General features: G+C 35.0%; 17 protein-coding genes. 7 read left to right on the top strand and 10 right to left on the bottom strand.

Annotated features, from left to right (window positions below; translation table 11 throughout):
* Positions 1–22 precede the first annotated feature (22 nt).
* Both ACNRYB_RS19030 and ACNRYB_RS19025 read right to left on the bottom strand, forming a co-directional pair.
* Positions 23–355 carry a YegP family protein gene (locus ACNRYB_RS19030; RefSeq protein ID WP_129748184.1) on the bottom strand — a complete coding sequence of 111 codons (333 nt, stop codon included), beginning with the start codon at positions 353–355 and terminating at the stop codon, positions 23–25.
* 126 nt (positions 356–481) lie between these two features.
* Positions 482–1,231 (bottom strand): DUF1349 domain-containing protein, encoded by a 750-nt coding sequence (locus ACNRYB_RS19025; protein ID WP_129748183.1) that lies wholly within the window; start codon positions 1,229–1,231, stop codon positions 482–484.
* A gap of 101 nt (positions 1,232–1,332) precedes the next feature.
* Here ACNRYB_RS19025 and ACNRYB_RS19020 point away from each other — a divergent pair, with 101 nt between their 5' ends.
* The 4 genes from ACNRYB_RS19020 to ACNRYB_RS19005 all read left to right on the top strand — a co-directional run bounded on the left by ACNRYB_RS19020 (position 1,333) and on the right by ACNRYB_RS19005 (position 4,501).
* Positions 1,333–2,103, top strand: a complete 771-nt coding sequence (locus ACNRYB_RS19020) for a response regulator transcription factor (protein ID WP_473728352.1) — start codon at positions 1,333–1,335, stop codon at positions 2,101–2,103.
* Positions 2,104–2,169: 66 nt separating this feature from the next.
* Positions 2,170–2,640, top strand: coding sequence for a copper resistance protein NlpE N-terminal domain-containing protein (locus ACNRYB_RS19015; RefSeq protein ID WP_473728351.1), 471 nt, complete (start codon positions 2,170–2,172; stop codon positions 2,638–2,640).
* A 147-nt stretch (positions 2,641–2,787) separates the two neighbouring features.
* Positions 2,788–3,909: an XdhC family protein gene (locus tag ACNRYB_RS19010; protein WP_473728350.1), complete on the top strand. Its 1,122-nt coding sequence runs from the start codon at positions 2,788–2,790 to the stop codon at positions 3,907–3,909.
* A complete protein-coding gene (locus ACNRYB_RS19005) occupies positions 3,899–4,501 on the top strand; it encodes a nucleotidyltransferase family protein (protein ID WP_242502575.1) in 603 nt (200 codons plus the stop codon). The genes ACNRYB_RS19010 and ACNRYB_RS19005 overlap by 11 nt, the downstream gene beginning before the upstream one ends.
* A 219-nt stretch (positions 4,502–4,720) precedes the next feature.
* Here the strand turns inward: ACNRYB_RS19005 and ACNRYB_RS19000 are convergent, their stop codons facing one another.
* Positions 4,721–5,872, bottom strand: a complete 1,152-nt coding sequence (locus tag ACNRYB_RS19000) for a cysteine desulfurase family protein (protein ID WP_473728349.1) — start codon at positions 5,870–5,872, stop codon at positions 4,721–4,723.
* A gap of 391 nt (positions 5,873–6,263) precedes the next feature.
* On the opposite strand from ACNRYB_RS19000, the gene ACNRYB_RS18995 reads away from it, so the two are divergent.
* Genes ACNRYB_RS18995 through ACNRYB_RS18985 form a run of 3 tightly spaced genes read left to right on the top strand, consistent with a single transcriptional unit; the run spans position 6,264 to position 10,091 of the window.
* A complete protein-coding gene (locus ACNRYB_RS18995; RefSeq protein WP_129748177.1) occupies positions 6,264–6,902 on the top strand; it encodes a 2Fe-2S iron-sulfur cluster-binding protein in 639 nt (212 codons plus the stop codon).
* On the top strand, positions 6,899–7,879 hold the full coding sequence (locus ACNRYB_RS18990) for an FAD binding domain-containing protein (protein ID WP_473728348.1): 981 nt from the start codon (positions 6,899–6,901) through the stop codon (positions 7,877–7,879). The genes ACNRYB_RS18995 and ACNRYB_RS18990 overlap by 4 nt, the downstream gene beginning before the upstream one ends.
* 7 nt (positions 7,880–7,886) lie before the next feature.
* Positions 7,887–10,091: a xanthine dehydrogenase family protein molybdopterin-binding subunit gene (locus tag ACNRYB_RS18985; RefSeq protein ID WP_473728347.1), complete on the top strand. Its 2,205-nt coding sequence runs from the start codon at positions 7,887–7,889 to the stop codon at positions 10,089–10,091.
* 332 nt (positions 10,092–10,423) lie between these two features.
* Here ACNRYB_RS18985 and ACNRYB_RS18980 read toward each other — a convergent pair whose 3' ends face one another.
* From ACNRYB_RS18980 to ACNRYB_RS18950, 7 genes are all read right to left on the bottom strand, one after another.
* The gene (locus ACNRYB_RS18980; protein ID WP_473728346.1) at positions 10,424–10,987 is read right to left on the bottom strand and encodes a DUF2911 domain-containing protein; all 564 of its coding nucleotides are present in this window, start codon (positions 10,985–10,987) and stop codon (positions 10,424–10,426) included.
* A 98-nt stretch (positions 10,988–11,085) separates the two neighbouring features.
* Positions 11,086–12,891, bottom strand: coding sequence for a glycoside hydrolase family 2 protein (locus tag ACNRYB_RS18975; protein ID WP_473728345.1), 1,806 nt, complete (start codon positions 12,889–12,891; stop codon positions 11,086–11,088).
* Between the two features lie 196 nt (positions 12,892–13,087).
* On the bottom strand, positions 13,088–15,496 hold the full coding sequence (locus tag ACNRYB_RS18970; protein ID WP_473728344.1) for a glycoside hydrolase family 2 protein: 2,409 nt from the start codon (positions 15,494–15,496) through the stop codon (positions 13,088–13,090).
* Positions 15,497–15,569: 73 nt separating this feature from the next.
* Positions 15,570–16,763, bottom strand: coding sequence for a glycoside hydrolase family 88 protein (locus ACNRYB_RS18965; protein ID WP_473728343.1), 1,194 nt, complete (start codon positions 16,761–16,763; stop codon positions 15,570–15,572).
* A gap of 378 nt (positions 16,764–17,141) precedes the next feature.
* Positions 17,142–18,662 (bottom strand): RagB/SusD family nutrient uptake outer membrane protein, encoded by a 1,521-nt coding sequence (locus ACNRYB_RS18960; RefSeq protein ID WP_129748170.1) that lies wholly within the window; start codon positions 18,660–18,662, stop codon positions 17,142–17,144.
* Positions 18,663–18,867: 205 nt separating this feature from the next.
* Positions 18,868–21,870 carry a SusC/RagA family TonB-linked outer membrane protein gene (locus tag ACNRYB_RS18955; RefSeq protein WP_473728342.1) on the bottom strand — a complete coding sequence of 1,001 codons (3,003 nt, stop codon included), beginning with the start codon at positions 21,868–21,870 and terminating at the stop codon, positions 18,868–18,870.
* 216 nt (positions 21,871–22,086) lie between these two features.
* Entirely contained in the window at positions 22,087–26,178 is a 4,092-nt protein-coding gene (locus ACNRYB_RS18950) for a two-component regulator propeller domain-containing protein (protein ID WP_473728341.1), read from the bottom strand.
* Positions 26,179–26,208 lie beyond the last annotated feature (30 nt).

Here is a 26,208-nt window from a genome sequence, read left to right as displayed (position 1 = left end):
GTTTTTATAATATAAATAGGTATTAAGCCGTTTGATCGTCTATAGTAGCGTCAGGAGCATTTTTCTTTACCGATTCAATTCCGTTTTCTCTAGCAGATACACTTTCGTACATTTCGCTTGAGCCAATGATTTGGCCATTTCCAGCTTTTAAATTAAAATATGGCTTTCCGCTTTTAGATTCTAATCTATCATAACGATCATCGTCTGCCGCATTTTTTTTAACAGACTCAATTCCATTATTGCAAGCTGCTTTTGTTGTGTATCCTTCACTTGTTAGAATAGTCTGGCCATTACCAGCTTTTAAATTGAACTGGAATTCCCCATTGGCTCTAGTAGTGATTACAAATTTTCCCATGTAGTTTATTTTTAAAGTTAGGTAATAATAAATTTTGCTATTTATAAAAATACAAAACTTAGTAATACAAATCATACACCTGTTTAAAAAAATGATTATCTTATTGATAAAAAAATTAAACTAGGATTATATGCCTAAACGAAAATTAGAAACACTTTTTTCTTCTAGATTGATTTCTTCAAAAATACTTTTCGTTCCTTTATCTACAGGACATTGTGTGCTAATTCCCACCCAAATTTCTTTTGGATAATTGTTTTTGTACAAACGAACCATCTGCCAATTTTTTTTATCTACTGAATAATAACTTGCAACCGTTTTAGTATCAGAACTGATTTTCATGTAAACAGAAGGTACTTTCACCACATCATGATTATTATCGTCAGAAGTTCCCATGGTACGAACAGTTACAACTCTGTGATTGCCTCTTTCATCCTGCTCAAAACAAAATTTCTGATAAAAACTATCGTTAACATAAAGATATAGAACACCAGCATTATATAATCCTTTTTCTGTAAACTCAGGCGTAACTTTCGCGGTAAGCGTAAAAGGTTTTGTGTTGTCTACTTTAGACAAAAGCATTGGGGCGCTTGTATTGGACAATTTTTCGTTTGGATCAGAAAAGTAATCTGATTTTTCGCCAGCTTTAAAAATGATTTTTTCATTTGTTTCTAATTTTATTAGCGAGTCGGCACCGTTAACCGCTTTTGTAAAATGTATAGAAGACAGTTTAATATCGCAAGGCGAACCATTTACAAATGCAGAATCTGTTTTTGTTTCCTCTTTCAATGTGGCTTTTGCAGATTCGTTTTTATTATTGCAGCTGAATAAAATAGAAAGACTAAGAATAATAAGGATGTTAGGAAAAAATGTTTTCATAGATTATTTTTTTGGGATAGAAAGTGATATTTTTAATGCTCCAAAAATAGAATTGCTTTACAAAAGAGGCAATACGTAAAATTAACCAATTACACTTCTAAATGCCACAGACTTCTTCTATCGAAAACCAATTAATGACCACATTTTTAGAACAAAAATTTGAAATTGGAGAATCTAATGATATTGAAATGTACAAACAGTTCGTTAGCAATTATGTCAAAATTGAACAATGTGTAGCCGTATTATCCGATTATCAATCCGATAGAAGTTATATCTACGCTGGGAGTTTCGGTTCTGTTTTTGGACTGCCAAATGAAAAAGCTGTAATTGACTCTGCTTTTGAAGAATGTATTTTTACCAAAATCAATTCAGAAGATTTGATAGAAAGACATGTTTTAGAACTTAATTTCTATCAGTTTTTAAAAGGACTACCAAAAGAAGAATATTGTAATTACAGCACGTTTAGCCGTTTAAGAATGAAAGAATCGGTAGAAAAATGTGCTTATATAAATCATCGAACGATTTATCTCAAAACTTTTAGCAACGGCAGTATTTCCCTTGCATTATGCCTTTATATTCCATCAACCGATTTACAGCCTAGAAAGGGAATCGACGGAAAGATTTTTAATATTCAGACAGGTGAGATAATTGAGTCTGAGAAATATAAAAATAAGGCAGAAGCCATTCTTTCTAAAAGAGAAGTGGAAGTTTTAGCCAATGTTGCAAAAGGATACAAAAGTGAACAAATTGCTGCGGAAATGCACATTTCAGTCTATACGGTAAGACGTCACAGGCAAAACATTATCGAAAAATTGAAAGTTACCAATACTGCAGAGGCTATACAAACAGCGATGGTCATGGGAATTATTTAGCTGTAAACTTTAATAGTTAAATTTGATATCACGTAAGAATAATCTTTATATTTGAAGAAAAAAAATATGAAGAAAATAGTTATACTTGCGTTTGCAGCTGTTATTGTAACATCTTGTAATTCTAAAAATAGTAAAGATGAAAATAGTACTGTTTTGACAGACACTATTGTCAATAATGAAAAAGAGGATACTGTTGAGAGCATTTCTGTATATGAAGGAATATTGCCATGTGCAGATTGTGAGGGAATAAAAACAATCTTAAAAATTGATGTTGTAGCTAATAAATTTCAATTATCCACTACCTATCAAGGAAAACAGCCCGAAAAAAGCTTTACAGAAAAAGGCAATATCAATACAGAAAAAGGTTTAGAAAAAGATCCTGATGGAACGATTTTTATTCTAAACTGGGACAAACCAGAAAAAGATCAAACGTATTATGGTTACTACAGCAAAAATCCGGAAAAACTTTATTTATTAGATAGAAACAAAAAAGTAATCAAATCTAAGTTGGATTATTTTTTAGAATTAAATGAATAAAATAATTTAAAACCTTTTAAATTAAGCTTTTTACAGAAAATATTATAAACTTAACTACTGCGATTGTACTTAAGTTTGTAATATTTTTTTATTTTTAAGCTGATAAAAAGTACCATCAATATTAATTTCTATTGATGAAGATTCACTATGAAGGAAATCAGCGAAATTCTAAAAGCTTACACGCAAGCAAAATCTGAAGGAAAGAAAACGGCTTTAGCGACCGTAGTTAAAGTTGAAGGCTCATCATACAGACAACCAGGCGCTAGAATGCTTGTAACAGAAGATGGTCAGCTTACAGGTGCAATAAGTGGCGGATGTTTGGAAGGAGATGCGTTGCGAAAAGCGCTTCTCTCTATAAATCAAAAGCAAAATAAACTTGTAACTTATAATACGAGTAACGAAGAAGATGCCGAAGTTGGTTTACAGCTTGGTTGCAACGGAATCGTTCATATTCTTTTTGAATATATAAATGAAGAGGCTGGAAACAACCCGATTCAGCTTTTAAAACAATTAGAATTAGAAAGGAAAGAAGCTGTGATCGTAACCGTTTTTTCTTTAAAAAGAAATGCTTTTCAAACTGGAACCACTTTGTTTTTTAGAAAAGACAATCCGCTTATAAATTATAACAATGATTTAAACCTAATTTCTGATGTAAAAGAAGTGCTTGAAAGCAAAACATCGGTAGTAAAAAAACTTCAGGAAGAAAACGACAACGAAGCCTTAATTGAATATGTAAAACCATCTATTTCACTCATAATTGCTGGTGCAGGAAATGATATTCAGCCACTGGTGAAAATGGTTGCTGTTTTGGGATGGAAAATTACTATTGCAGAAGGTCGCGCCACACACGCCACTTCAAAACGTTTTCCAGAAGCCAGCCAAATTTCGGTTGTAAAACCCGAACATTTTCTTGATCAAGTTATTATCGACGATCAGACTTATTTTCTTTTAATGACACACAATTACAAATACGATTTGACGGTTTTAAAATCATTATTGCAAACCAATTATCATTATGTTGGCATCTTAGGTCCAAAATCAAAATTCAATCGAATGCTAGATGATCTTTTGATTGAAGGAATTACAGTAAGCCAAGAACAGTTAAGCCGAATTCATAGCCCTGTTGGTCTAGATATCGGAGCTGAAACCTCAGAGGAAATCGCCCTTTCTATTGTTTCTGAAATTAAAGCCGTTGCCTCTGAACGTGCTGGAACATCGTTGAAATATAAATCGGGCAAAATTCATAATGAAATTCATTATGGAAAATAAAAATCATCAGAAAATTGGCATTATCATTCTTGCAGCTGGAAATTCGTCTAGATTAGGCAGACCCAAACAGTTATTAAAACATAAAGAATCAACTCTTCTCAAAAATACGATTTCAGAAGCTTTAAAGATTCAAAATTCTTTTTTAATAGTGGTAACAGGTGCAAATCATGATGTAATAGAAAAAGGGATTAATTTGCCTGAAATAAAACTTTCATTCAATTCTGAATGGGTGAGCGGAATGTCTTCTTCAATTGTCAAAGGAATTACAGAATTAATGCTTTTAAACCCCGATTGCGAACAGTGCATTCTATCAGTCTGCGACCAGCCTTTTGTAACAAGTTCTGTCTTCGAAAATTTAATCAACCAATCTAAGAGAACTGAAAAGGGAATTGCAGCATCAGCTTATGCGGAAACTTTAGGAACACCAGCTTTATTTCACCAAAAATACTTTGAGGAACTTCTAAAATTGAAAGGAAGGGAAGGAGCCAAAAAACTCATTAAAAAATATGCTGATGATGTAGTTTCAGTTCCTTTTGAAAAAGGAAATATTGATATTGACACGGAGGAAGATTATCAGAAGTTGATTTCTTAGATTTTAGGTGCAAAGGGTCAAAGTTACAGAGTTACGAAGATTTTCAGGTATAGTTTGTCATTTCGACGAAGGAGAAATCTCTACAAGTAGCTCTATAAAGATTGGCAATATTCTGTACGGAATTACCAAAGAAGATTTCTCCTTCGTCGAAATGACAAAATTATGAGGTATGATAAGTGATAATTAATCTTTACGAGATTAAAAACAGATCAAAAAAACTTAGTGTCTCAGCGCCTTAGCGGCAAACTCTTTAGCTAAACTCAAAACTCGCTCAACAGCAATATCAATTTCTTCTTCTGTAGTAAATCTTCCCAAACTAAAACGAATCGAACTCAAAGCGTCTTCATCAGATAATCCCATGGCTTTTAGAACATGAGAAGGTTCAGTAGTCACGGCCGAACAAGAAGCGCCGTTTGAGACGGATATATTTCCCAAAGCCAAAATCAGCTGTTCTGAATTTACGCCAGGAAAACAAATATTTGAAGTATTATAAATTCGGTTTTCTGTATTTCCGTTTACAAAAGATCCTTCAAACTGCAACAAACCTTTTTCAAGTTTGTCACGTAATAGAGAAACTCTATTTTGATCTTTTTCTAATTCATTTACAGCAATTTCCGATGCTTTTCCTAAACCTATAATTCCGGGAACATTTAACGTTCCGCTTCTTAATTTTCTCTGTTGTCCTCCTCCAAGAATCTGAGGAGATAATTTTACTTTGGCTTTCGCCGAAATGTACAAAGCGCCAACTCCCTTTGGGCCGTAAAATTTATGAGCAGATAAGGCTAAAAAATCAATTTCAAGCTTTTTTACATCAATCGGAATTTTTCCAACCCCTTGAGTAGCATCGCATATAAAAAGTACATTTTTGACTTTCAGTGTTTTAGAAATCGCACTAATGTTTTGTATGACGCCAGTTTCATTATTAGAAAACATTCCAATGAAAACCAGTGTTTTATCTGTGATTATTTCTTCTAAAAGTTGAATGTCTAAAAGACCATCAGCAGCGGTTGGAAGATAAGTAACTTCAAAACCAATGCTTTCCATAAAGTGGCAAGTTTCAAGAACGGCTTTATGTTCGGTCTGTATGGTAATGATATGTTTTTTGTTTTGATCAGCGAGTCCTTTTATGGCCAGATTGATGCTTTCTGTAGCACCAGAAGTGAATATAATTTCATCGGCATTGGCATTAATTAAATCCGCAGTTTGCCAAGCAGCATTTTCAACAGCTTCTTTTACTGTTAAACCAGCCAAATGTGTACTGGTTGAATTGGCATAATAATTCGTAAAATAGGGAAGCATCGCATCCAAAACGCGTTCATCAACACGAGTTGTAGCATTATTATCCAGGTAAATGATTTCTTGCTGTGACATAATTTGAGCTTGATTCAGTAAAAATACAATTTCAGAATTAATCTATATGGAAAATTAACTGTAAAGCTCCCAAAGTTTTAATGCTCATAATTTTTTTCTCTCGCAGATTTTGCAGATTTAAACAGATTTTTTATTTATTTCTATCATAAAAAATCTTCGTAAATCTTTTTATCATATTTAAAATCTGCACTATCTGCGAAATCTGAGAGAAAAACAATAGAAAGCTTTGCGAACTTTGCGAAACCATAGCGCCTTTGCGGTTTAAAAAACGACAAAATTGTAATTATTCTAAATAAGAGTAATGTTTGAATTTTATAATTTTTTCTTACATAAGATCGCTAAATTTGTTAGAATGACAAAAGCGAATTTGCTAATTTAACAAATAGATTGAATGGCTTCTAAAAAAACAAATCAGAATAAAGTAACGTCGGAAGATGCTAATTCCCGCCGTGACTTTATAAAGAAATCAGGACTTTTTACCGCTCTTGCTCTGACGCCTCCTTCATTGGTAATGGCATCAGAAAAGAAATGGGATGAAAAAATAGCGGAATATCTAGAAACTGTACCGCTTTCTATTGAAGTAAATGGCACAAAACATAATCTCAATATCGAACCAAGAACAACTTTATTAGATTTACTTCGTGAACAATTGCAACTCACTGGGACAAAAAAAGGCTGCGATCACGGGCAATGTGGTGCGTGTACAGTTCATGTAAACGGAACCCGAATTTTGTCGTGTCTTTCTCTGGCTTCAATGCAGCAAAACGCGCAAGTAACTACAATCGAAGGTCTTGCAAAAGGAAAAAAACTACATCCGATGCAGGAAGCTTTTATCAAACATGATGGCTTTCAGTGTGGATATTGTACTCCCGGTCAGATTATGTCGGGAATTGCGTGTATAAAAGAAGGCCATGCCAACAGCAGAGAAGAAATTAGAGAGTACATGAGTGGGAACATTTGCAGATGTGGCGCTTATCACAATATTGTCGATGCTATAACTGAAGTGAAGGAAGGAGGAAAGGAGATATGAAAAATTTTCAGATAATAAAGGCTTTGTCGTCTTCATCGGCAGTTACAGGAAAAGCAAAAGATAATTCGTCGATGTTTATTGCAGGAGGAACGAATCTTGTCGATTTAATGAAGAAAAATATTGTAGCTCCAGATAAACTAGTTGACATTAACGGATTAGATTTAAAGAAAATAGAGTTCTTAAAAGGAAAGGTTTCGATTGGTGCTTTGGCAAAAAACAGTCAGGTTGCCGAAGACGCTTCTATAAAAGAAAAATATCCTTTGTTGGCATTGGCTTTAGCAGCTGGAGCTTCTCAGCAAATTCGCCATATGGCAACAGTGGGTGGTAATATGCTTCAAAAAACGCGTTGTTCGTATTATTACAATACTGATATGCCATGCAATAAAAGAACACCAAAAAGCGGATGCGGCGCAATTGGCGGTTCGAACCGAATGGCAGCAGTTTTTGGAACTTCGGATAGCTGTATTGCAGTCCACCCGAGTGATATGTGCGTAGCTTTGGCTGCGCTTGACGCGAAAGTTTTGGTAGAAGGTCCAAAAGGAAAACGAGAAATTGATTTCACCGATTTTCATCGAATTCCCGGAAACACACCTGAAAAAGACAATACGCTCGACAGCAGAGAATTGATTATAGCTGTTGAAATTCCAGATAATAATTTCACTAAAAATGTACATTATTTAAAAGTTCGTGACAGGACTAGTTATGCTTTTGCATTGGTTTCTGTTGCGGTAGCTTTAGATATAAAAAATAATACGATTAATGATGTCAGGCTGGCTATGGGCGGTGTAGCACATAAACCGTGGAGATTAACTGAAACAGAAAAATTCCTGAAAGGAAAAACAGTTTCTGAAGATATATTTAAACAAGCTGGCCATTTGTCTATGAAAGGGGCAAAAGGATACGGCGACAATAATTTTAAACTAACGCTTGGAGAGAATGCGGTAGCAGAAGCACTTGCAATAGCAGCATCAAAGTAATTAAATTATGAGTAAGACAAGTAATATTAATAGAGTTGACGGATTTGCTAAAGTAACGGGCTCTGCAACTTATTCGGCTGAATATAAGACATCTGGTGTAGTTTATGCCTGCCTGGTGGGAAGTACCATTGCAAAAGGGAGAATCAAAACCATTGATACAAAAAAAGCAGAATGGGCGCCGGGAGTGTTGGCAGTAATTACGCATTTGAATGTAGATAAACCTGCTGGCTATGAAAAAGCAAAGGACAAGCATAATTTTGGTCAGCCATTGCAGATTTTCAAAGATGATTCGGTTTTGTATTACGATCAGCCTATTGCTTTGGTAATTGCCGATACTTTTGAACGTATGCGATATGCAGCGAGTCTAATTAAAGCTGATTATTTTAAAGAAGAACATTCGACAGAGCTTAAAAAAGCAGCTGAAAAAGAAAAGAAAGTCGAAACCGATAAAGGAAATGATTACCATCGCGGAGAACATGATGGCTATAAAAATGCTGAGGTTATTCTGGAAACAGAATATACAATTCCAACCGAGGTGCATAACCCGATGGAATTGGCCAATATTATTGCCAAATGGGACGGAAACAAACCAATTTTATATACAAAAAGTCAAGGTGTAGAGGGAACGCGCAGAAGTGTAGCGGGAGTTTTTGGAGTGCCCGTCGAAGATGTTGAGGTTCATGCTGAATATCTTGGCGGTGCATTCGGAATGGGATTGCACACTTGGCCGTATGAAATTGCAGCTTTAATTGGTGCGAAAAAATTAAATCGCCCGGTAAAATTAGTTTTGCATCGTGAACAGATGTTTACCAATGTTGGTTTTAGACCTTACACCATTCAGAAAATGGGTCTTGGAGCAACAAAAGATGGAAAATTGACTGGATTGACACATGAAGCTGTTGCGATGACTTCGAGTTATGAGGATTTCATGGAAGGAACGGTAAATATGTCGAGATTTATTTATGATTGTCCAAACGTTTCGACTCGTTATAGAATTGTGCCTCTTGACACTTGTACGCCAATTTGGATGCGTGGGCCAGGTGAAGCAACAGGTTCTTTCGCCTTAGAAAGTGCAATGGATGAAATGGCATATAAATTAAACTTAGATCCAATTGAATTCAGAAAACGTAATTATGCCGAAAAAGATCAGGAGCAAAATAAACCGTGGAGCAGTAAATATCTGTTAGAATGTTACGAAGCGGGAATGGAACGTATTGGCTGGAAAAATCGTAAAAATGAACCAGGTTCTGTTAAAGAAGGAAATTGGCTTGTGGGCTACGGAATGGGAACGGGAACTTTTGGCTGTTACAGAAGCCCAACTTCTGTAAAAGCAAAATTCTTAGCCAATGGCGATTTAGTTTTGCAATGTAGTGTAAACGATATGGGACCTGGTACAGCAACAATGATGACGGCAATTGGAGCTGAAGTAATAGGTTTGCCATCAGAAAATGTAATTATCGAAATGGGAAAAAGCGGACTGCCAAAAGGTCCAACGCAAGGTGGTTCGGCAACGACTTCATCTGTTGGTTCTGCTGTTCATGATGCTTGCAATTTATTATTAAATAAAATAATTGAATTGGGAAGTAAAAATTCGGCTTTGAAAGGAATCGCTCTCACTGATTTAACTTTTGAAAATGGAGCAGTTTCTTCTAAAAAAGACAAATCAAAGTCGGTTACATTAGCAGCACTTTTAAGTAGCAACAAATTAGAAGATTTTGAAGTAGAAAATCTTTCTAAAGCGGCAGAAGAAGCAAAAAAATATTCAATTTACTCGTTTTCGGTTCATTTTGTAAAAGTATTAGTGAATCCGAATTTGGGTAAAATACGATTGGCTCATGTGGTTTCCTGTGCAGATATTGGAACGGTAATTAACCAAAAAACTTCTGCGGGACAAATGTTCGGTGGAGCAGTAGGAGGAATCGGAATGGGATTGATGGAAGCATTAGAAATCGATCATCGTTTTGGGCGACCAATTAATAATAATTTCGCAGATTATCATGTTCCTGTAAATGCCGATATAGAAAAACAAGAAGTTTTCTTCGTTAATAAAAAAGATCCAATCAGTAACCCAATGGGAACAAAAGGTCTGGGTGAAACGGCTTTGGTTGGAATGGCGCCTGCGATTGCAAATGCTGTTTTTAACGCAACCGGAAAACGCGTGCGAGATTTACCAATTACATTGGATAAAATTATAGAAACTGTTAAGGTTTAAAACTAAAAAGACTTATAATAGTCCCTTTGAGAGTAGGATCTTAAAAGGATTTTTTTGTTATGAAAAAGTCTTACAAAGCAGAAGAACAGTAAAGTTTTTCGACTGATTATCACACAATCTTGTCATTTCGACGAAGGAGAAATCTTCGCAAGCAGCTCCGCAATAATAAGCCAATCTTTGTAGAGTTTCTCGTGGAGATTTGCTTTGCCTGTTCGCTATCGCTCGAGTCTCCTTTGTCGAAATGACAAAAATGGGTTTACTTTGCAAAAAAAAAATCGCAAAGCTTAAAAAACTTTGCGACTTTGTGCCTTCGTGGCATATCTCATTAAAACTTATTTAACCGTAATTGGCAATTCAACAGTTGTTTTATCCCAACCAATAACAAGATTTGCAACATTACCTTGAGTTGTAAAAGCAATAGACAAAGCTTCGATTACATCAGAAACTGGTTTAACAGGAACTGAAACTCTAACAACATCTTTACTTTCATCGTAAGCATAACCGCCCCATAAATCCAATTCTTTATTGATAATAATAGTCCATTTATCTTTTTCTGGAATAGCAAATAAACTGTAGTATCCAGCAGAAACTTTTTTACCGCCGATTGTTACATCTTTGTAGAATTTAATCTCTGTGTTTTCATTAGCTCCAACTCTCCAAACTTCACCAAACTTTACCACATCACCAAAAATAGTTCTTCCTTTTGCAGAAGGTCTTGCGTAAAGAACTTTGATAACTGGGTTTGGATTATCTGTTTTTTTGAATTTAACCGCTTTGTTTGGGAAATACGAAATATCAACCGGACTTGCATCAAGCGGAGCAAATTTTACTATGTCCTGAGCCTGAACTGTAAAAGCAGCAAACAAAGTAACTGCTAGTAAATAGAATTTTTTCATGGTTTACAATTTTTAGATTAACTACAAAGTAAATTAATAATGAAGAAAAATCATATAATTTGAAGCCTGTTTTTTGTTAATGAATTGGTAATGATTAATTAATTCTGATATTCCTTTTTCTTTTTAGCATACCAATCCTGCATAATGTAAAACGCTTTTTTCTTTTCGCCATCATTTGAAATTAGGCCTTTACGATTGTAACCGTCCTGTATTCCTGGAAGTAATCTTTTTGGAGATCTAAAATCGACTAAAATCCAAGGGCTTGTTCCGCTTAAATGAGGAATCTTTTCGATCATTTTTAAATTCTGAATGTATAAATATTCCTGATATTCTTCTGTCCAGCGTTCGTTTTTCTCTCCGTGAAAACCAGCTTTTGCATCACCTCCAAATTCAGAAACAACAATAGGTTTATTGTATTTCGATTTCCATGTTATTTTCTCTGCATCTTCCAAATTTCCGCCGTACCAGCCCAAATATTGATTGAAAGCCACGACATCTAAAACTTCACCAATAGGATCATCAATAGTTTCTTTTTTGGTTAATAAAGCAGCGCTGATTAATCTTGTGTTGTCTAATGATCGAGTGTGTGATGCCAGATTTTTAATAAAAGCATTTCTAGCATCAGAAATTGGAGTTTCATTTGCCATTGACCAAATAATAATACTCGCTCTATTTTTATCTCTTGTGATAGAAGCAGTTAATTGATCTTCTGCATTTTTATAGGTGTTTTCATTTTTAAATTCTACTGTCCAGTAAACTGGGATTTCTTCCCAAACCATTAAACCCAATTTATCAGCTTCTCTCACCATGTTTTCGTTATGCGGATAATGCGCCAGACGAACATAATTGCAACCCAATTCTTTCGCCCAGTTTAATAAACGTAAAGCATCTTCTACAGAATTCGCACGTCCGCCTTTTCCATTTTCTTCGTGAATCGAAATTCCTCTTAAAAAGACTGGTTTTCCGTTTAGCAAAATTTTATCTTCTTTTGTTTCAATAGTTCTAAAACCAATCTGATCGTTTAATTTTTTTCCGTTAAAGTCAACTATAACATTATATAATTTCGGATTTTCTGGTGACCAATATGAGATTTTTTTAGCTGGGATTTCAAAGTTTAAAATTCCGCTGTTATCCGCTTTTCCTTTGAAATTGATTTTTAATTCAGGAATAGAAATTAAAATCTGATTTTTTGAAGTATCTAAATTATTGATTTTAATAAACCCTGAAATAACATTTGCATTGCCTTTTTTCAGCTGAATAGTATAATCTTCCACAAATGATGATTCTTCTTCAATTAAAGTCACATCGCGCGTGATGCCGCCGTAATTCCACCAATCGGTATTTACAGTCGGAACATCTTCTTTATGACGTGTATTATCAACTTTAATGACTAAATAGTTTCCAGTAGGTTTTACGATTGAAGTCACTTCGTAATTAAAAGGAGTAAAACCGCCTTCATGTGTGCCAATTTTTTTTCCATTCAAATAAACATCAGCTTTATAATTGATAGCACCTAAATATAAAAACAGACGTTTATTAGCCGTTAAATTGTAATCAAAAGACTTTTTAAACCAAACATTTCCTTCGTAATATTTCAGTTCCTGTACCTGCGAATTCCAATCGCCTGGAATGTTGATTGTAGGCGATTTATCAAAATCATATTCGACTAATTCCTGTTTGTTTTGAGCATGGTAATTAGTAAAAAAGGCCCCTTTTGCCGGTTTTTCACTTTTGTCGTATTGATCCAAGTGAAAACTGTAAAAACCTGTTTGATAAGGATCGATAATATAATTCCAAACTCCGTTTAAAGAAGTAGTGTTTCGGTTTGATACGTTAGAAATTAAACCTTGTGATTGTCCAATTGCGAACGATGTCAGGAATAATAGTGTTAGAATTTTTTTCATTTTTTAAATTTGTTTATTATGTGTTTTGCCACGAAGGCGCTAAGGCACGAAGTTTTCTCTTTTTTGTCATCCTGACGAAGGATCACACTCGTAACTCGACAAAGAATACGGAGCTTCTAGTGTGATCCTTCCTTCGTCAGGATGACAAACTAGACTAAAAAACTTTGCGTCTTAGCGACTTTGTGGCTAGAAAATCTTATTCAATAGGAATCTTCAAATATTCTCCTTTAAAGCTCTGGTTCAATGCCGTCATTTCAATCGGATTCCCAGTACCATTAGGAATTACTTCAATTGAAGCCTTTCCGTTTGCCATTCTGATGGATTCGCTTCCAGTTGGTGTTCCTTGATTTTTTAGTGTTTTACCACCTTTTAAACATTGAAAATAAACACTCGCTTCATAGTCAAGACAGCGCAAATTATTGTTGTCAATTGCAATTGCTGTTACCAGATAATTACCGTTTTTTAGTTTTTCTGATGATAATTGCAGAGAAACTGCCGTATCATTTTTGTTGAAACGATAATTCACTTTCAACGTATCCGTAACTGTTTTTCCTTCTTTTGTTTTTCCAACGGCAACTAAAATATTTTCCCCTTTCGCAAAATTGACATCCCAAGTTAAACCATTTGCAGGATACAGAGCAAGATTTCGCTGTTTTTCTCCTAACGATTTCCCATTATGAAAGAAAGTCACTTTTTCGCAATTGCTAAAAACGCTGATTGTTCTTGGCGTGCCTTCAGGACCTTGGCGCTCTGTCCAAGTATGCGATTCTATATAAGCAAAAGGTTCTTTTGCCCAGTAGCTTTTAAAAACATAATACGCATCTTTTGGAATTCCGTTTCGGTCTGTCAATCCTTTTTGGTTCATGTACGGAATATCGTCTTCAGGACGCAAAGGCGTTGCAAAATCCTTAAATGCCCATTGAATGTTACCCACGAACGTTGGGTCATTCTCGGATATATGCAAATGCCAGTCAAATAAATCAACGATATAGTTTTCGCTCCAATCGCCAATTTGTGCAATGTTAGCGACTTTAGTCTGTACAATGGCTTCTTCCCATCCTTCGGCTTTTATTACATTTTCACCTGTAATTGGGTTTTCGCTATGACGGCCTACGTGGCTGTCTCCGCCATATTCGGCATGAATAAAATGTTTGTATTCCTTTTTATAAACATCAATCGCTTTTTGGTAACTTTTATAACTTCCAGAATACCAGCCAGACCAAATGGAAGGCGAGAATACATCTACAATATGCGAACCTTCGTAATATTTTCTGATAGCCGTTTTTCTTGTCGGATCAAGTTTGTGAGCAATATCATTTAATTCATTTAAAAACGTATTGGTTTTTTCTGCGTTATCACCATCAGGAAAATCAGGAAGCCAGTTTATTTCATTTCCTAAAGACCAGATAATAATACTTGGATGATTATAATTTTGATTGATGATTTCCGCCAACATGTTTTTGGTATTCGTTTTCCAAACGTCATTACCAATTCCGCCGCGGCACCAAGGAAGTTCATCCCAAACTAATAAACCAAGTTCATCGCAAGCCTTATAAACTTCTGGATCTTGCGGATAATGTGCTAAACGGACAAAATTAGCGCCCATTTCTTTGATTGATTTCATATCGGCCCAATGCTGTTCGTTGCTCATCGCAGCGCCAACTCCAGCTTGTTCTTCATGACGATGTGTTCCGCGAATCAATAAACGTTTTCCGTTCAAATAAAAAGGGCCATGATCTTTAAATTCAAACCATCTGAAGCCAACTTTTTCTGAAACGCTATCTTTAATTTGATTTTTTTCTGATAAAATTGCAGAAAGTCTGTATAAGTTCGGTTTTTCAGTATCCCAAAGTTCTGGATTTTTGATGTTTTCAAAAGTGATGGTTGAGGTTTTATCTGTAACCAAAACGGTTTTGCTCGCTACTTTTTTCCCTTTCGGATTTTTAAGCGTTACGGTTAGCGATAAATCTTTTGAATTGTCTGGATTTACAAAAGAAGAAACAATTTGAACAGAAGCTTTTTTAGCAGAAACTTCAGGAGTTGTAATTTTTATATTTTCGATATGATTTTTGTATTTCGAAACCAGCCATACATCACGTGTGATTCCGCCATAGATAAAGAAATCGCTTTTTTGAGACGGAATAATTTCGATGTCATAACTATTATCCACACGAACAAAAATATCATTGTTCCCTTCTTTTATCAAATTTGTAATGTCAATAGAAAAACCGATATAACCGCCAATATGCGATCCAGCTTCTTTTCCGTTGACATAAACTATTGTAGTGACATTCGAACCTTCAAAGTATAAAGAATAAGCCCTGTTTTTGTCGATTTGCGGAATATTTAATTTCTTCTGATACCAGCTTGCATCGCGTCTGTAACCTGGATATAGATCGGTTGCATCTTCGGCATTCCATGTGTGGGGTAGATTTAGAGAAGTCCAGTTGGACGCTTTTTGTGCTTCGTTTAATTTTTGAGTATCATTTTCTAAATAAAGCCAATTGTCATTAATGTTCATCTTTGTCTGAGCAAAACTGCTCAGACAAATTTGAAACAAAACAAAAAGCGCAAAAATTGAAAAAGTTTTATTCGTTTTATTCATAGTTACAAAGGTTCAAAGTTGCAAAGGTTCATAGGTTTTTCTGGCTTAAAGGTTCAAAGATTCAAAACCTTTGTTACTTTGAACCTTTGAACCTTTGCACCCTTATTAATGCTTCCAAAAAATAATAATCGGCGTAGATTATTGGTTCGTCAATTTCGTCGTGTTTTGGCCAGTTTCCTGTACTGTGATCAAATAAGAAGGGTGCTTTAATTTTAGCATCTAAAATATATTTATCCGTTTGTACGGAAGCCATTAGTTTATTGGCGAAAGCCAAATAGTTATCATTTTTAGTATAACCGTACAATTCGTATAAAGCAGACGCAATTACCATGGCTGCAGAAACATCTCGTGCCGAATTTGGAATACTAGGATCTTTAAAATCCCAATACGGAATTCCGTCTTCAGGAAGATTTTTATTCGTCATAAAAAACTTTGCTGTTCCTTCTGCCTGTTTTAAATAAGCAGGATCTTTTGTATATCGATAAGACATCGTGAATCCGTAAACAGCCCAAGCCTGACCTCGTGCCCAAACCGAATCATCATTGTATCCTTGAAGAGTTGTTTTTTTTCTAACTTCGCCAGTTGTTGGATTATAATCAATAACGTGATAGCAGGAATTGTCTTCTCTAAACTGATTTTTTAAAGTTGTATTAGCGTGCTGAATCGCAACGTCACGATATTTTGGATTTCCAGATATTTTAGATGCTTCAAAAAGCAACTCAAGATTCATCATATTATCAATGATTACCGGATAATCCCAAATTTCCTTGTTGAAATCCCAAGAACGAATCGCGCCCACTTTTGGATTGAATCTTTCGCATAAAGTTTCGGCGCCTTTTACAATTACCGCTTCGTATTCTTTTTTGTTTTCCACTTTCAGCGCTTCTCCAAAACTGCAAAACACTTTAAAACCTACATCATGCGAATTGCTGTTGACACTTTCCTTTTTGCTAAAAGGAGTCCATTTTTGAGCTTGTTCTTTATATTTTGAATCGCCAGTCAATCGGTACAATTGCCAAAGATTTCCAGCAAAAAAACCGCTTGTCCAGTCTCTTGAAGGCACTTTGCGAATCTCAAGAGTTTTGGTATTCATGCTTCTTGGCATCGACATAGAATCTACCGGATAATCGAGTAGCATTTTGTAACGCGTTTCGAGTTTTTCTGTCGCCAATGAAGTAGTTTTTGTCTGAGAATTAATTCCAGATTTGCACGCCGTTGCCAGCGATGCAAATCCAAGAATTAAAAAAATGAAACTGACATTCTTCATAGTAAAATAAATATTTTGTAATGGTGATTTTGGACACGGATTAGATGGATTCGCTATCACGAAAACGTTGGTTTGCAAGGATTTTTTTATTTCACGCAGATTTGAAAAGATTTAAGCTGATTTAAAATGGATTCTTTTTATTTGAATGTTTTAAAAGAGCTTTTTATTAATGTTTTATAGTCTGTATGAAAATTTTTTCTCTCGCAGATCTTACAGATTAAGCGGATTTTTTATTTCACGAAAATCATTTTTTCGAATTAAATCTGCTTCAATCTGTAAAAATCTGCGTGAAACTAAATACACATTACGTAATTAAAAAAATCCGTTTCAATCCGCGTTTTTGCGATAGCAAATCCGTTTCATCCGCGTCCCATACTATTAATAACCAGGATTATTTGGTTTTAAATTCGGATTAATAGCTAACTCAGTTCCTGGCAATGGCCATAAATAATCTCTGTTCGGATCAAAATTAGCATGCGGTTCTAAACCATTTGGTCCGAATACTTCTGGTCCGATTTTTAATCTTTTAATGTCGTACCATCTGACATATTCAAACGCCAGTTCTAATCTTCTTTCGTCAATAACCATTTTTCTAAAATCGGCTTGAGATAATCCTGGAGTTATATTTGCAGGGAAAGAAACCAGTTTTCCAGCTTTATTTCTCGCTCTTGCGCGAACACGATTTACATAACCATCAGCCTCTGTTGTTCCGGGAGTAATTTCATTTAAAGCTTCGGCAGCAGTCAATAAAACTTCTGCATAACGCATTGTGATATAATTATGTTGAGAAGTTCTTCCGTTCGCGCCAGCTTTTCCCGGAAAACGGAAATATTTTGCAATATGCGGACGTGGTGCTTTTTCGTTATCACTTGAAGGATAAACCTGAAGCGATCCACCTGGACCTGTTTTCTTTCTGATAATGGTATCAAAACTTACGGCTCTTCTGTAATCTCTCTGATCCCAAGTATTGAATACTTTTAAAGACGGAACTGCAACAGAAAATCCTTGTCCATAACTGTAACTGTCATCTTTTAAAGATCCTGTAAAAAATGCGGTATAATCTTGACCGTAATTTCCAGAAGTCAAGTTGTTAAAGTCGATTGTAAATAATGGCTCTTTTAATGAAGCAGTTTTTGTAGCATTGAATAAATCTTGAAAATCAGCATCAAGGCCTAAACCAAATTTTGCTTCGTTTGTAATAACAAATTTTGCTTCATCATACGCTTTTTGAAAATTTCCTAAAGTTAAATAAACAGAAGCTAAATATCCAGCAGCAGTACCCTTTCCTGGAACAGCTTTTACTTTTGGTTTGTCATCTAGCCATTGTTTGGCAAACTCTAAATCGGCAATGATTTTAGGGTAAACATCTGCTTCTTTGGTTTTACTTAAAGAATTTACTTGCGATACATCATTCACAACAAAATCTACATACGGAATATCTCCAAAAAGGCGCACTAAATGATAATAGGCAAAAGCTCTTGCAAAATAAGCTTGAGCCACAATGGCATTTACTTTAGCAGGATCTCCAGGTGTTTTTTTAGCGCCTTCAATTGCTTGATTTGCTGCTGTTATGATTACATACGATTGAGGCCAAAAGTTTGCCACAAGCGCATTGGTATCATTCATTGACATATCGTTTACATCAATACGAGCCGCTTGTGTTGTTCGGTCTCCAATATCGGCCATATCATCGCGAAGCATAAGGGCAATTGTAAATTCTCTTCCCCAATAATTGTTGTGACCAATGTTAGCAAAAGCGCCATTTACTGCAGCCTGTAAATCGTCTGTATTATTGAAAAAGTTCGCTGGACGAATAATTCCTACTGGTTTTTCTTCCAGATCAGAACAGCTGAATAGAGCCATGGTTCCGAAGCAAAGAAAAGCTATATATTTTTTCATAGTATTTTTATTAGAGCTAATTGGATGTAATTAATTTTAACACATAGAGACATAGGTTTAAAACTCTTAAAAAGGCGTTTCACTTATCTATAACACACATAGAAAGCTATGTGTTAGAAACCATGTTTCTTTCTGCATTCTTTACTTAACACATAAAATCTATGTTTCTATGTGTTTAATTAATAGACCCAAAGAGGTTATTAGATTAAAATTTTAAATTGAATCCTGCAGTAAAGGTTCTTACGTTTGGATATCCTCCATAATCCAATCCTAAATTGGTATTACTTCTTGAGTTCGTATCGTTTAAGTAGTTCGTTTCAGGATCTGTACCTGGATAATCTGTAATAGTCCAAAGGTTTTGTGCGCTGATGTAAAAACGAACTTTGCTTAATCCCATTTTCGAAACAATTTTTTCATCTAAACTGTATCCGATAGAGATGTTTTTTAAGCGAATATAACTTCCATCATAAACAAATCTTGACGTAATTCTTTTAGTTCTTGCTGCATTTGCAGGAACATTGGTATCAGTATTGTTTGGTGTCCAAGCATCTAAAACTTCTGTTGTAGCATTGTTATTTCCAGAAGCCAATTCCATTAAAGTATAGTTTAAGATTTGACCTCCTTGTGAGCCTTGAAAGAAAATGTTTAGATCAAGATTTTTATAGGTGAAATCATTGTTGAAACCGAAGATGAAATCTGGGTTTGGATTTCCGATGATTGTTTTATCTTGAGAATCCAGTTTTCCGTCGCCATTGTAATCTCTGAATTTTTCTCCTCCTGGAGCCGTTTCAAAATTTCCTGGCAATACAGTTTCTCCTTGCTGGATTACACCGTCATAAATAAATCCGAAGAAAGAACCAACTGGCTGTCCAACTCTTAAAATCTGCGACTCAGTTGCTAAGAAATGTCCAGGAGCAGAGTTGATTAAAAGATCTTTATTATCTGCCAGTTTTAATACTTTATTTTTGTTTGAAGAAATATTAAAGTTGGTCGACCAAGTAAAATCTGCACCAATGAAATTTCTCGTGTTAATACCCAATTCCCATCCTTTATTTTCTAATTCACCTACGTTTTGAAGCTGAGAAGCAATTCCAGAAATTCCAGGAAGTGGTCTGTTGAACAACAAATCTTTAGTAATTGTTTTATAATAATCTGCCGTAATGCTGATTCGGTTATCAAATAAACCTAAATCAATTCCGTAATCTTGTTGGTATGACGTTTCCCATTTTAAATTCGGATTGTCTAACGAAGTCAGCTGAACCGCATTGGTAATCACGTCACCGCTTACATAATAGATTTCAGAGAATCTAGAAAGAGTAGAGTAGGCACCAATTGAAGGATTTCCTGTTGCTCCGTAACTTGCTCTTAATTTTAAGTTTGAAACCGTTTTATTGTCTTTTAAGAAGTTTTCTTTGCTAATGTTCCATCCAATTGCACCAGAAGGGAAAGTTCCGTATTTGTAGTTTTTACTAAAGCTAGAAGAACCGTCTCGTCTTGCTGTAAAGGTCAGTAAATATTTATCGGCATAATCAAAATTCAACCTTCCGAAAGCAGAGATTAATTCCGTTTCAGATAAGCCAGAATCCGGTTTTAAGAAAACAGTTCCAGCTCCTAAATTTCTATACGAATTTGTATTGGTCAAAAATCCTCTCGAAGCGGCATACGAATTTTCGTTTTTATTTTTTTGGTATGAATATCCCCCCAAAACTGTTAGCATTCCCTTGTCAATAATTTCACGTTTGAAAGTCAAATAATTCTCTGTTAAGAAAGAAGAAAATCGTGTATTGTTTACAGAAGCTTCTCCTTTGATGTTTTTTCCGGCAATTAATGTTGAAGGAATAAATCTTCCTGTTTGCGAATTATTATCGGTTAATCCTAAAGTAGTTTTGAAATCAAGATCTTTTGTGATTTGATATTGGGCAAAGAAGTTGTTTCGGTTTACGATAGAAACTGTCTCCAAAATATTTTCCATTGCTGTCGCATATGGATTGTCAATATCATCACCAATTGGAGCGGTTGTAGTGTAAGTTCCGTCAGCATTGTAAATTCCTTTATCAGGCATAAAACGGTAAGCCGATGCAATTACGCCCGCAGCACCAGTTCCTCCAGCACTTGTTTGGCTCACAATTCCTTCTTTGTTCTGTTTGCTTGTAAAAGTGTTTAAACCCACCTTAAACTTTGGAGTTAAATCGGCTTCAAGATTTCCTACAATTGTATATTTGTCAATGCCAGAATTGATTACAACTCCGTTTTGATTGAAATACGTTCCAGAAACATAGTATCTAATATTTTCAGATCCGCCAGAAAAAGACAATTGAGTATTCGAAATCATTCCGTCGCGATAAATTACATCTTGCCAATCTGTGTTTGCTGGACCTTGCGTATGCGTTGTAAAGCTTTTTCTGTATGCGGCAAACTGATCGGCATTCAATAAATGCAATTTGTTATTTACTGATTGAACAGAAGTCGAATTACTGAACTCAATTACTGGTTTTCCAGGTTTTCCTTTTTTGGTTGTTACCATAATAACCCCGTTAGAACCTCTAGATCCGTAAATGGCTGTTGCAGAAGCATCTTTTAAAACCTCGATCGAAGCGATATCTTGAGGAGCCGGCATAGAAGCACCTGCAAAACCGTCAACAACAATCAGAGCATCTCCACTCGCATTAATAGAAGTTCCTCCACGAACTCTAATTTTTACAGGAGCTCCAGGCTCACCACCGTTATTGGTCATTACCGAAACACCCGCGGCACGACCTTGTAAAGCTTGTTCTGCATTTAAAAGAGGAAAAGCAGTCAATTCTTTTGCTGTAACAGAAGATACAGATCCAGTAATGTCGCTCTTTTTACGAGTTCCGTAACCTACTACGATAACTTCGTCAAGCGCTTTTGTATCTGGTTTTAAACTTACATTGATAACGCTTTTTGTTCCAACTGGAATTTCAACAGTCTGAAACCCGACGAAATTGAAAACTAAAACGGCATTTTTTTCTCCGACAATCACAGTATAATTTCCGTCCATATCCGCAGAAGCGCCAACAGAAGAATTTTTGATATAAACATTTGCACCTGGAAGTCCGAGCAAATCTTCGCTGGAAGTTATTTTTCCAGTCACTTTTCGGTCCTGTGCGTGCATCACGATATTTACCAGTAAAAAAGATACCAGCAAACACCATTTAAACGATTTGTTTTTGTGGTTTGTACACATTCATTTTTTGGTTTTAGGGTTAATAAGCTAGATAAAGTAGAAAAGCAATAAACTCATTCCGATGATGAGAATGACAAATAAAATTTGAAGTACTAGGTAGCTCGTTTTTTTGATTTTCATATCGCAAATGTAGATGCCGAAAACGATATAGAAATACAAAAAAGGGTATCTAAAAATACAGATACCCTTTTTTAACCCTTTAAAACAGTGGATTCGCTAAATTACGACCGAAGATTTATAAAATTTGTCGGCATATTGAGATGGAGTCTCGCCATACTTTTTCTGAAAGCATTTGCTAAAGTATTTCGGATTGTTGAAGCCTACTTTATAGCTGATTTCAGAAACGGTCAATTTATTTTGTTCTAATAATTGAGCCGCACGTTTCAATCTAATTTCATGAATAAATTCATTAGGAGTGCAATTGGTCCAAGCCTTAATTTTTAAGAATAGCATAGTTCGGCTTACGCCTAATTCTGAACAGAAAAACGGAATATCAAATTGTTCGTTTGAAATGTTTTCTTCCACGATTTTGAAAGCCTTTTTCAATAATTCCTCATCCAATGACGAAACCGTTATTTCTGACGGAATAAAACTGTCCTCGCTTGAGAATTTGATTCTTAAACGTTCTGTGGTGTTCAACAGGTTTTTAACACGAAGCCTAAACTCCATTAAATTGAATGGTTTGCTAATGTAATCATCTGCACCGCTTTCCAATCCTTCAAATTTATAAACCAATGAAGATCGCGAAGTCAGCAAAATAACTGGAATATGGCTGGTTTTGATGTTTTCCTTTATATTGGAACACAATTCAGTTCCTACCATTTCTGGCATAATGACATCGCTGATAATCAAATTCGGAACAAATTTCAAAGCTTTCGCAAGAGCAATTTTTCCATTTTCAGCCTCAATAATGTTGTAATCTTTTTTGAGAAGATTTTTCATGAACTTTCTCAGGACTTTATGATCTTCAACAATTAAAACGGTCTGTTTTTCTTCGTTTACAATTAAATCTTCGATGTCTTCATTTTCAATAACTTCAGAAGGTTCCAATTGTGCTTTATATTGCTCAATATCATCACTGATTTTAAAATCAGGAATTATTTCGCTATCCAAAAGATGTTCGCGTCCAAGCGGTAAAGTGACTTTAAAAATAACTCCGCCGCTTGGTTTATTAGTAACATCGATTTTTCCTTTATGAAGCTCCACAATGTTTTTTACGATTGAAAGCCCGATTCCTGTTCCTTTGTTGTAGTTTTTCTGAACTTGATTGTGTGTCGGAACTTCAAAAAATAAATCAAAAATCTTATTGATATGTTCTTCTGAGATTCCAACGCCCGAATCTTCAACCGCAATAAAAAGATTTTGCTGATCGTGATTGATTTTAATTGCAATAGAACCTCCTTTTGGAGTATATCTAAAGGCATTCGATATTAGATTATAAAAGACGCGCTCGAGTTTATATCGGTCAAAATAAACCAAGATTTCTTCGTTTTCAGATTCAAACGAATAATCATAACCGCCGTCTTTAGCATATTCAATAAATGAAAGAAAGATTTCTCTAGTGAATTTTACAATGTTTCCGTTAGCCGATTCTAGTGCTACTTGATGATTTTCCAATTTTCTGAAATCCATTAAACGGTTAATCAGGCTCAATAAATGATTGGCGCTGCTTTCAATCACTAAAAGTTTTTTATACATTTCATTTGTTCCGTTATAATCAGAAAGAATTTGCTGTAACGGTCCTAAAATCAGAGTTAAAGGCGTTCTGAATTCATGCGAAATATTGGTAAAGAAATCCAATTTAAGTTTATTGTTTTCTTCAATTCGCTGTGTTTCCAGATATTCCAGTTCAAGTTTTTGTTTCAGTCGGGCTTTCGATTTCATAATCCAGATCAAACCGTATAAACCTAAACCAATAACAATTCCGTATAACATAAATGCCCAGATGCTGCGCCACGGAGCTGGATTTACAATAACTGTAAGAGTTGTCGGATTCTGATTCCAAACGCCGTCATTATTGGCGCCGCGAACTTCAAATGTATACGTTCCAGGATTCTGAATCGCAAAATTGGCCTCACTATTTTTAGTTGTCGTCCAATTATTCTCTAAACCTGTTAAACGATAACTGTATTGGTTATTTTTTGATCGAACGTAATTCGGAATCGCAAAACTGATCGAGAAATTGGCTTTATCATAATCTAAAGTAATCGTTTTGGTAAAACCGATGCTTTGTTCTAAAATTCCATCTTTATCGTGCGCATGAACAACTTCATTTTTAATCTTCAAATCGGTAATTAAAACCTGCGGAGCATATTTATTCAAGGAAATCTTTGTTGCATCAAAAAATGTTGCTCCAGACGGGCTTCCAAAATAAAACTGGTTTGAACTTAACTTTAAAGCCGAATTGTCATTGAATTCATTGCTTGCTAAACCGTCTTTCTGGTCGTAAATGACAATTGACTTTTTAATTGTATTGTATTTAATAATTCCCTGATTGGTACTGATCCAAAGGTTTTTATCATCATCTTCTAAAATAGAATGAATAGAAGTAATGACCGTATTTCCGATTCTAAGATTGATTCTGTTGAATTTTTTTCCATCAAAATAATGCAGTCCTTTTGCTTTTGTTCCAACCCAAATTTTATTTTGAGAATCCTGAAATAAAGTCAGAATATCATCGCCAGACACAGTCGAATGATCGTAAAAGAAATGTTGAATTGTATATTTCTGCGGATTGAAATTTTTGAGCGGAATGCGGTTCAAACCATTTTGAGTTCCAACCCAAAGAAAGTTTTGTTTATCAACTAAGATCGTGCGAAGAATATTATTGGTAAGGAAAACTGGTTTGGTGTTATCATTTCCAATAGCATCAAAAGTTTTGCTAATCGTGTTGTAGCGGATTAAGCCTTTTCCAAATGTTCCAATCCATAAAATCGAACCTTCAGTTTTAAGAGCATAAACACCGCTGTCTTTTAGCAATTCGCTTAAATCAGAAGAAATTCTATTATCTTCAATTCTTTTAGAAATGGTATTGTAAGCTGATAGTCCTTTTGAAAAAGTACCAATCCATAAAATATGATCATCAGAAAGGCACATTGCTTTGATATCATTTTTATTCGATTGTCCAGTTTTACTGTTGATGTAACTTACAGCTTCTGTATTTTTATTGTAGATGGTAATTCCGCCGCCTTCAGTTCCAAAATAAACATTCTGGTTTTTATCGGCAATAATAGAACTTACGACATCAAAACTCATCGGAATCTTTTTCGAATTCTGATTGTAATTAGAGAAATTGACATTCGAAATATCCCAAAGATTTACGCCTTTGTAATAACAGCCAATCCAAATTGAACCTTTTTTATCCATAAAAACCGACTTTACTTTGTCGATTCCGTTTGCACTATTGCTGTTATTGATTTTCTGAAGGCTTTTATCTTTCCCTAAAATATAAATTCCGTCATAAGCGCCCACCCATAAAGAACCTTGGTTGTCAATTACTAAAGATCGAATATCAGTATTGATTTCGCGGTATTTTTCAACAGGTAAAAAAGAAACAAAAGCTTTCTGTTTTTGGTCAAATTTTAAAAGGCCTTTGTTTTTTGTTCCAATCCATAAACTGCCGTCTCGATCTTCGATAACCGATTGAACATTAAGTAAGTCAGTAGCGTTTAAGGGATAATTTTTAAAGAATAATTTTCCATTCATTCGATTGGTCAGCTTACATAAACCTTTTGTAGTTCCAATCCAGATTTGGCCTTCTTTGGTTTTTAAAATGCTGAGAATATTATTGCTTGGAAGAGTAGAAGCATCATCATCTGAATGAAAAACCGAAGTAAATAATCCTGTTTTTTTATTGTAAATCGTTAATCCTTTTGAAGTTCCAAACCACATTTCACCTCCAATTTCTCTGATGCTCCAAACAGCGTTATTGCTTATTGTATGATTCGCTTTCGTATGAAGATATCTTGTAAAATGGTTCGAAACAGGATCGTAACAGTTTAAACCATTGTAAGTTCCCACCCAGATTTTTCCTGAATTGTCTTCTTCAATGGCTAAAATATCATTGTTGCTAATAGAATATTTGTCTGCAGCATCGTTCCTGAAAATAGTAAAACGGCTTCCATCATATTTGTTTAAACCATCTCGTGTACCAAACCACATTTGTCCAAATTTATCCTGATGAATGGCAATGACAGAACTCTGCGAAAGCCCGTCGGTTGTTGAAAAATTTTTAAGACGGTATTTATTTTGGGAAAGCATATTTCCAAAAACAAAGACAATTGCAAGAAAAGCTATTTTAAGTTTCATAGCGGTTAATTTTTTAGGTTCAAAGTTGCA

This window comes from Flavobacterium sp. CR10 (genome assembly GCF_055814415.1).
The sequence above is the reverse complement of the archived record's forward strand: the minus strand, read 5'-3'. Positions and strand labels throughout refer to the sequence as shown.

Excerpts from the sequence above, each read along its gene's own strand:
- ACNRYB_RS18980 (WP_473728346.1), bottom strand. The coding sequence starts at position 10,987 with ATGAAAAAATTCTATTTACTAGCAGTTACTTTGTTTGCTGCTTTTACA.
- ACNRYB_RS18965 (WP_473728343.1), bottom strand. The coding sequence starts at position 16,763 with ATGAAGAATGTCAGTTTCATTTTTTTAATTCTTGGATTTGCATCGCTG.
- ACNRYB_RS18995 (WP_129748177.1), top strand. The coding sequence starts at position 6,264 with ATGGCTTCTAAAAAAACAAATCAGAATAAAGTAACGTCGGAAGATGCT.
- ACNRYB_RS19020 (WP_473728352.1), top strand. The coding sequence starts at position 1,333 with ATGCCACAGACTTCTTCTATCGAAAACCAATTAATGACCACATTTTTA.
- ACNRYB_RS18985 (WP_473728347.1), top strand. The coding sequence starts at position 7,887 with ATGAGTAAGACAAGTAATATTAATAGAGTTGACGGATTTGCTAAAGTA.
- ACNRYB_RS19015 (WP_473728351.1), top strand. The coding sequence starts at position 2,170 with ATGAAGAAAATAGTTATACTTGCGTTTGCAGCTGTTATTGTAACATCT.
- ACNRYB_RS18950 (WP_473728341.1), bottom strand. The coding sequence starts at position 26,178 with ATGAAACTTAAAATAGCTTTTCTTGCAATTGTCTTTGTTTTTGGAAAT.
- ACNRYB_RS18955 (WP_473728342.1), bottom strand. The coding sequence starts at position 21,870 with ATGTGTACAAACCACAAAAACAAATCGTTTAAATGGTGTTTGCTGGTA.
- ACNRYB_RS19010 (WP_473728350.1), top strand. The coding sequence starts at position 2,788 with ATGAAGGAAATCAGCGAAATTCTAAAAGCTTACACGCAAGCAAAATCT.
- ACNRYB_RS19025 (WP_129748183.1), bottom strand. The coding sequence starts at position 1,231 with ATGAAAACATTTTTTCCTAACATCCTTATTATTCTTAGTCTTTCTATT.
- ACNRYB_RS18990 (WP_473728348.1), top strand. The coding sequence starts at position 6,899 with ATGAAAAATTTTCAGATAATAAAGGCTTTGTCGTCTTCATCGGCAGTT.
- ACNRYB_RS18975 (WP_473728345.1), bottom strand. The coding sequence starts at position 12,891 with ATGAAAAAAATTCTAACACTATTATTCCTGACATCGTTCGCAATTGGA.
- ACNRYB_RS19000 (WP_473728349.1), bottom strand. The coding sequence starts at position 5,872 with ATGTCACAGCAAGAAATCATTTACCTGGATAATAATGCTACAACTCGT.
- ACNRYB_RS18960 (WP_129748170.1), bottom strand. The coding sequence starts at position 18,662 with ATGAAAAAATATATAGCTTTTCTTTGCTTCGGAACCATGGCTCTATTC.
- ACNRYB_RS19005 (WP_242502575.1), top strand. The coding sequence starts at position 3,899 with ATGGAAAATAAAAATCATCAGAAAATTGGCATTATCATTCTTGCAGCT.
- ACNRYB_RS19030 (WP_129748184.1), bottom strand. The coding sequence starts at position 355 with ATGGGAAAATTTGTAATCACTACTAGAGCCAATGGGGAATTCCAGTTC.
- ACNRYB_RS18970 (WP_473728344.1), bottom strand. The coding sequence starts at position 15,496 with ATGAATAAAACGAATAAAACTTTTTCAATTTTTGCGCTTTTTGTTTTG.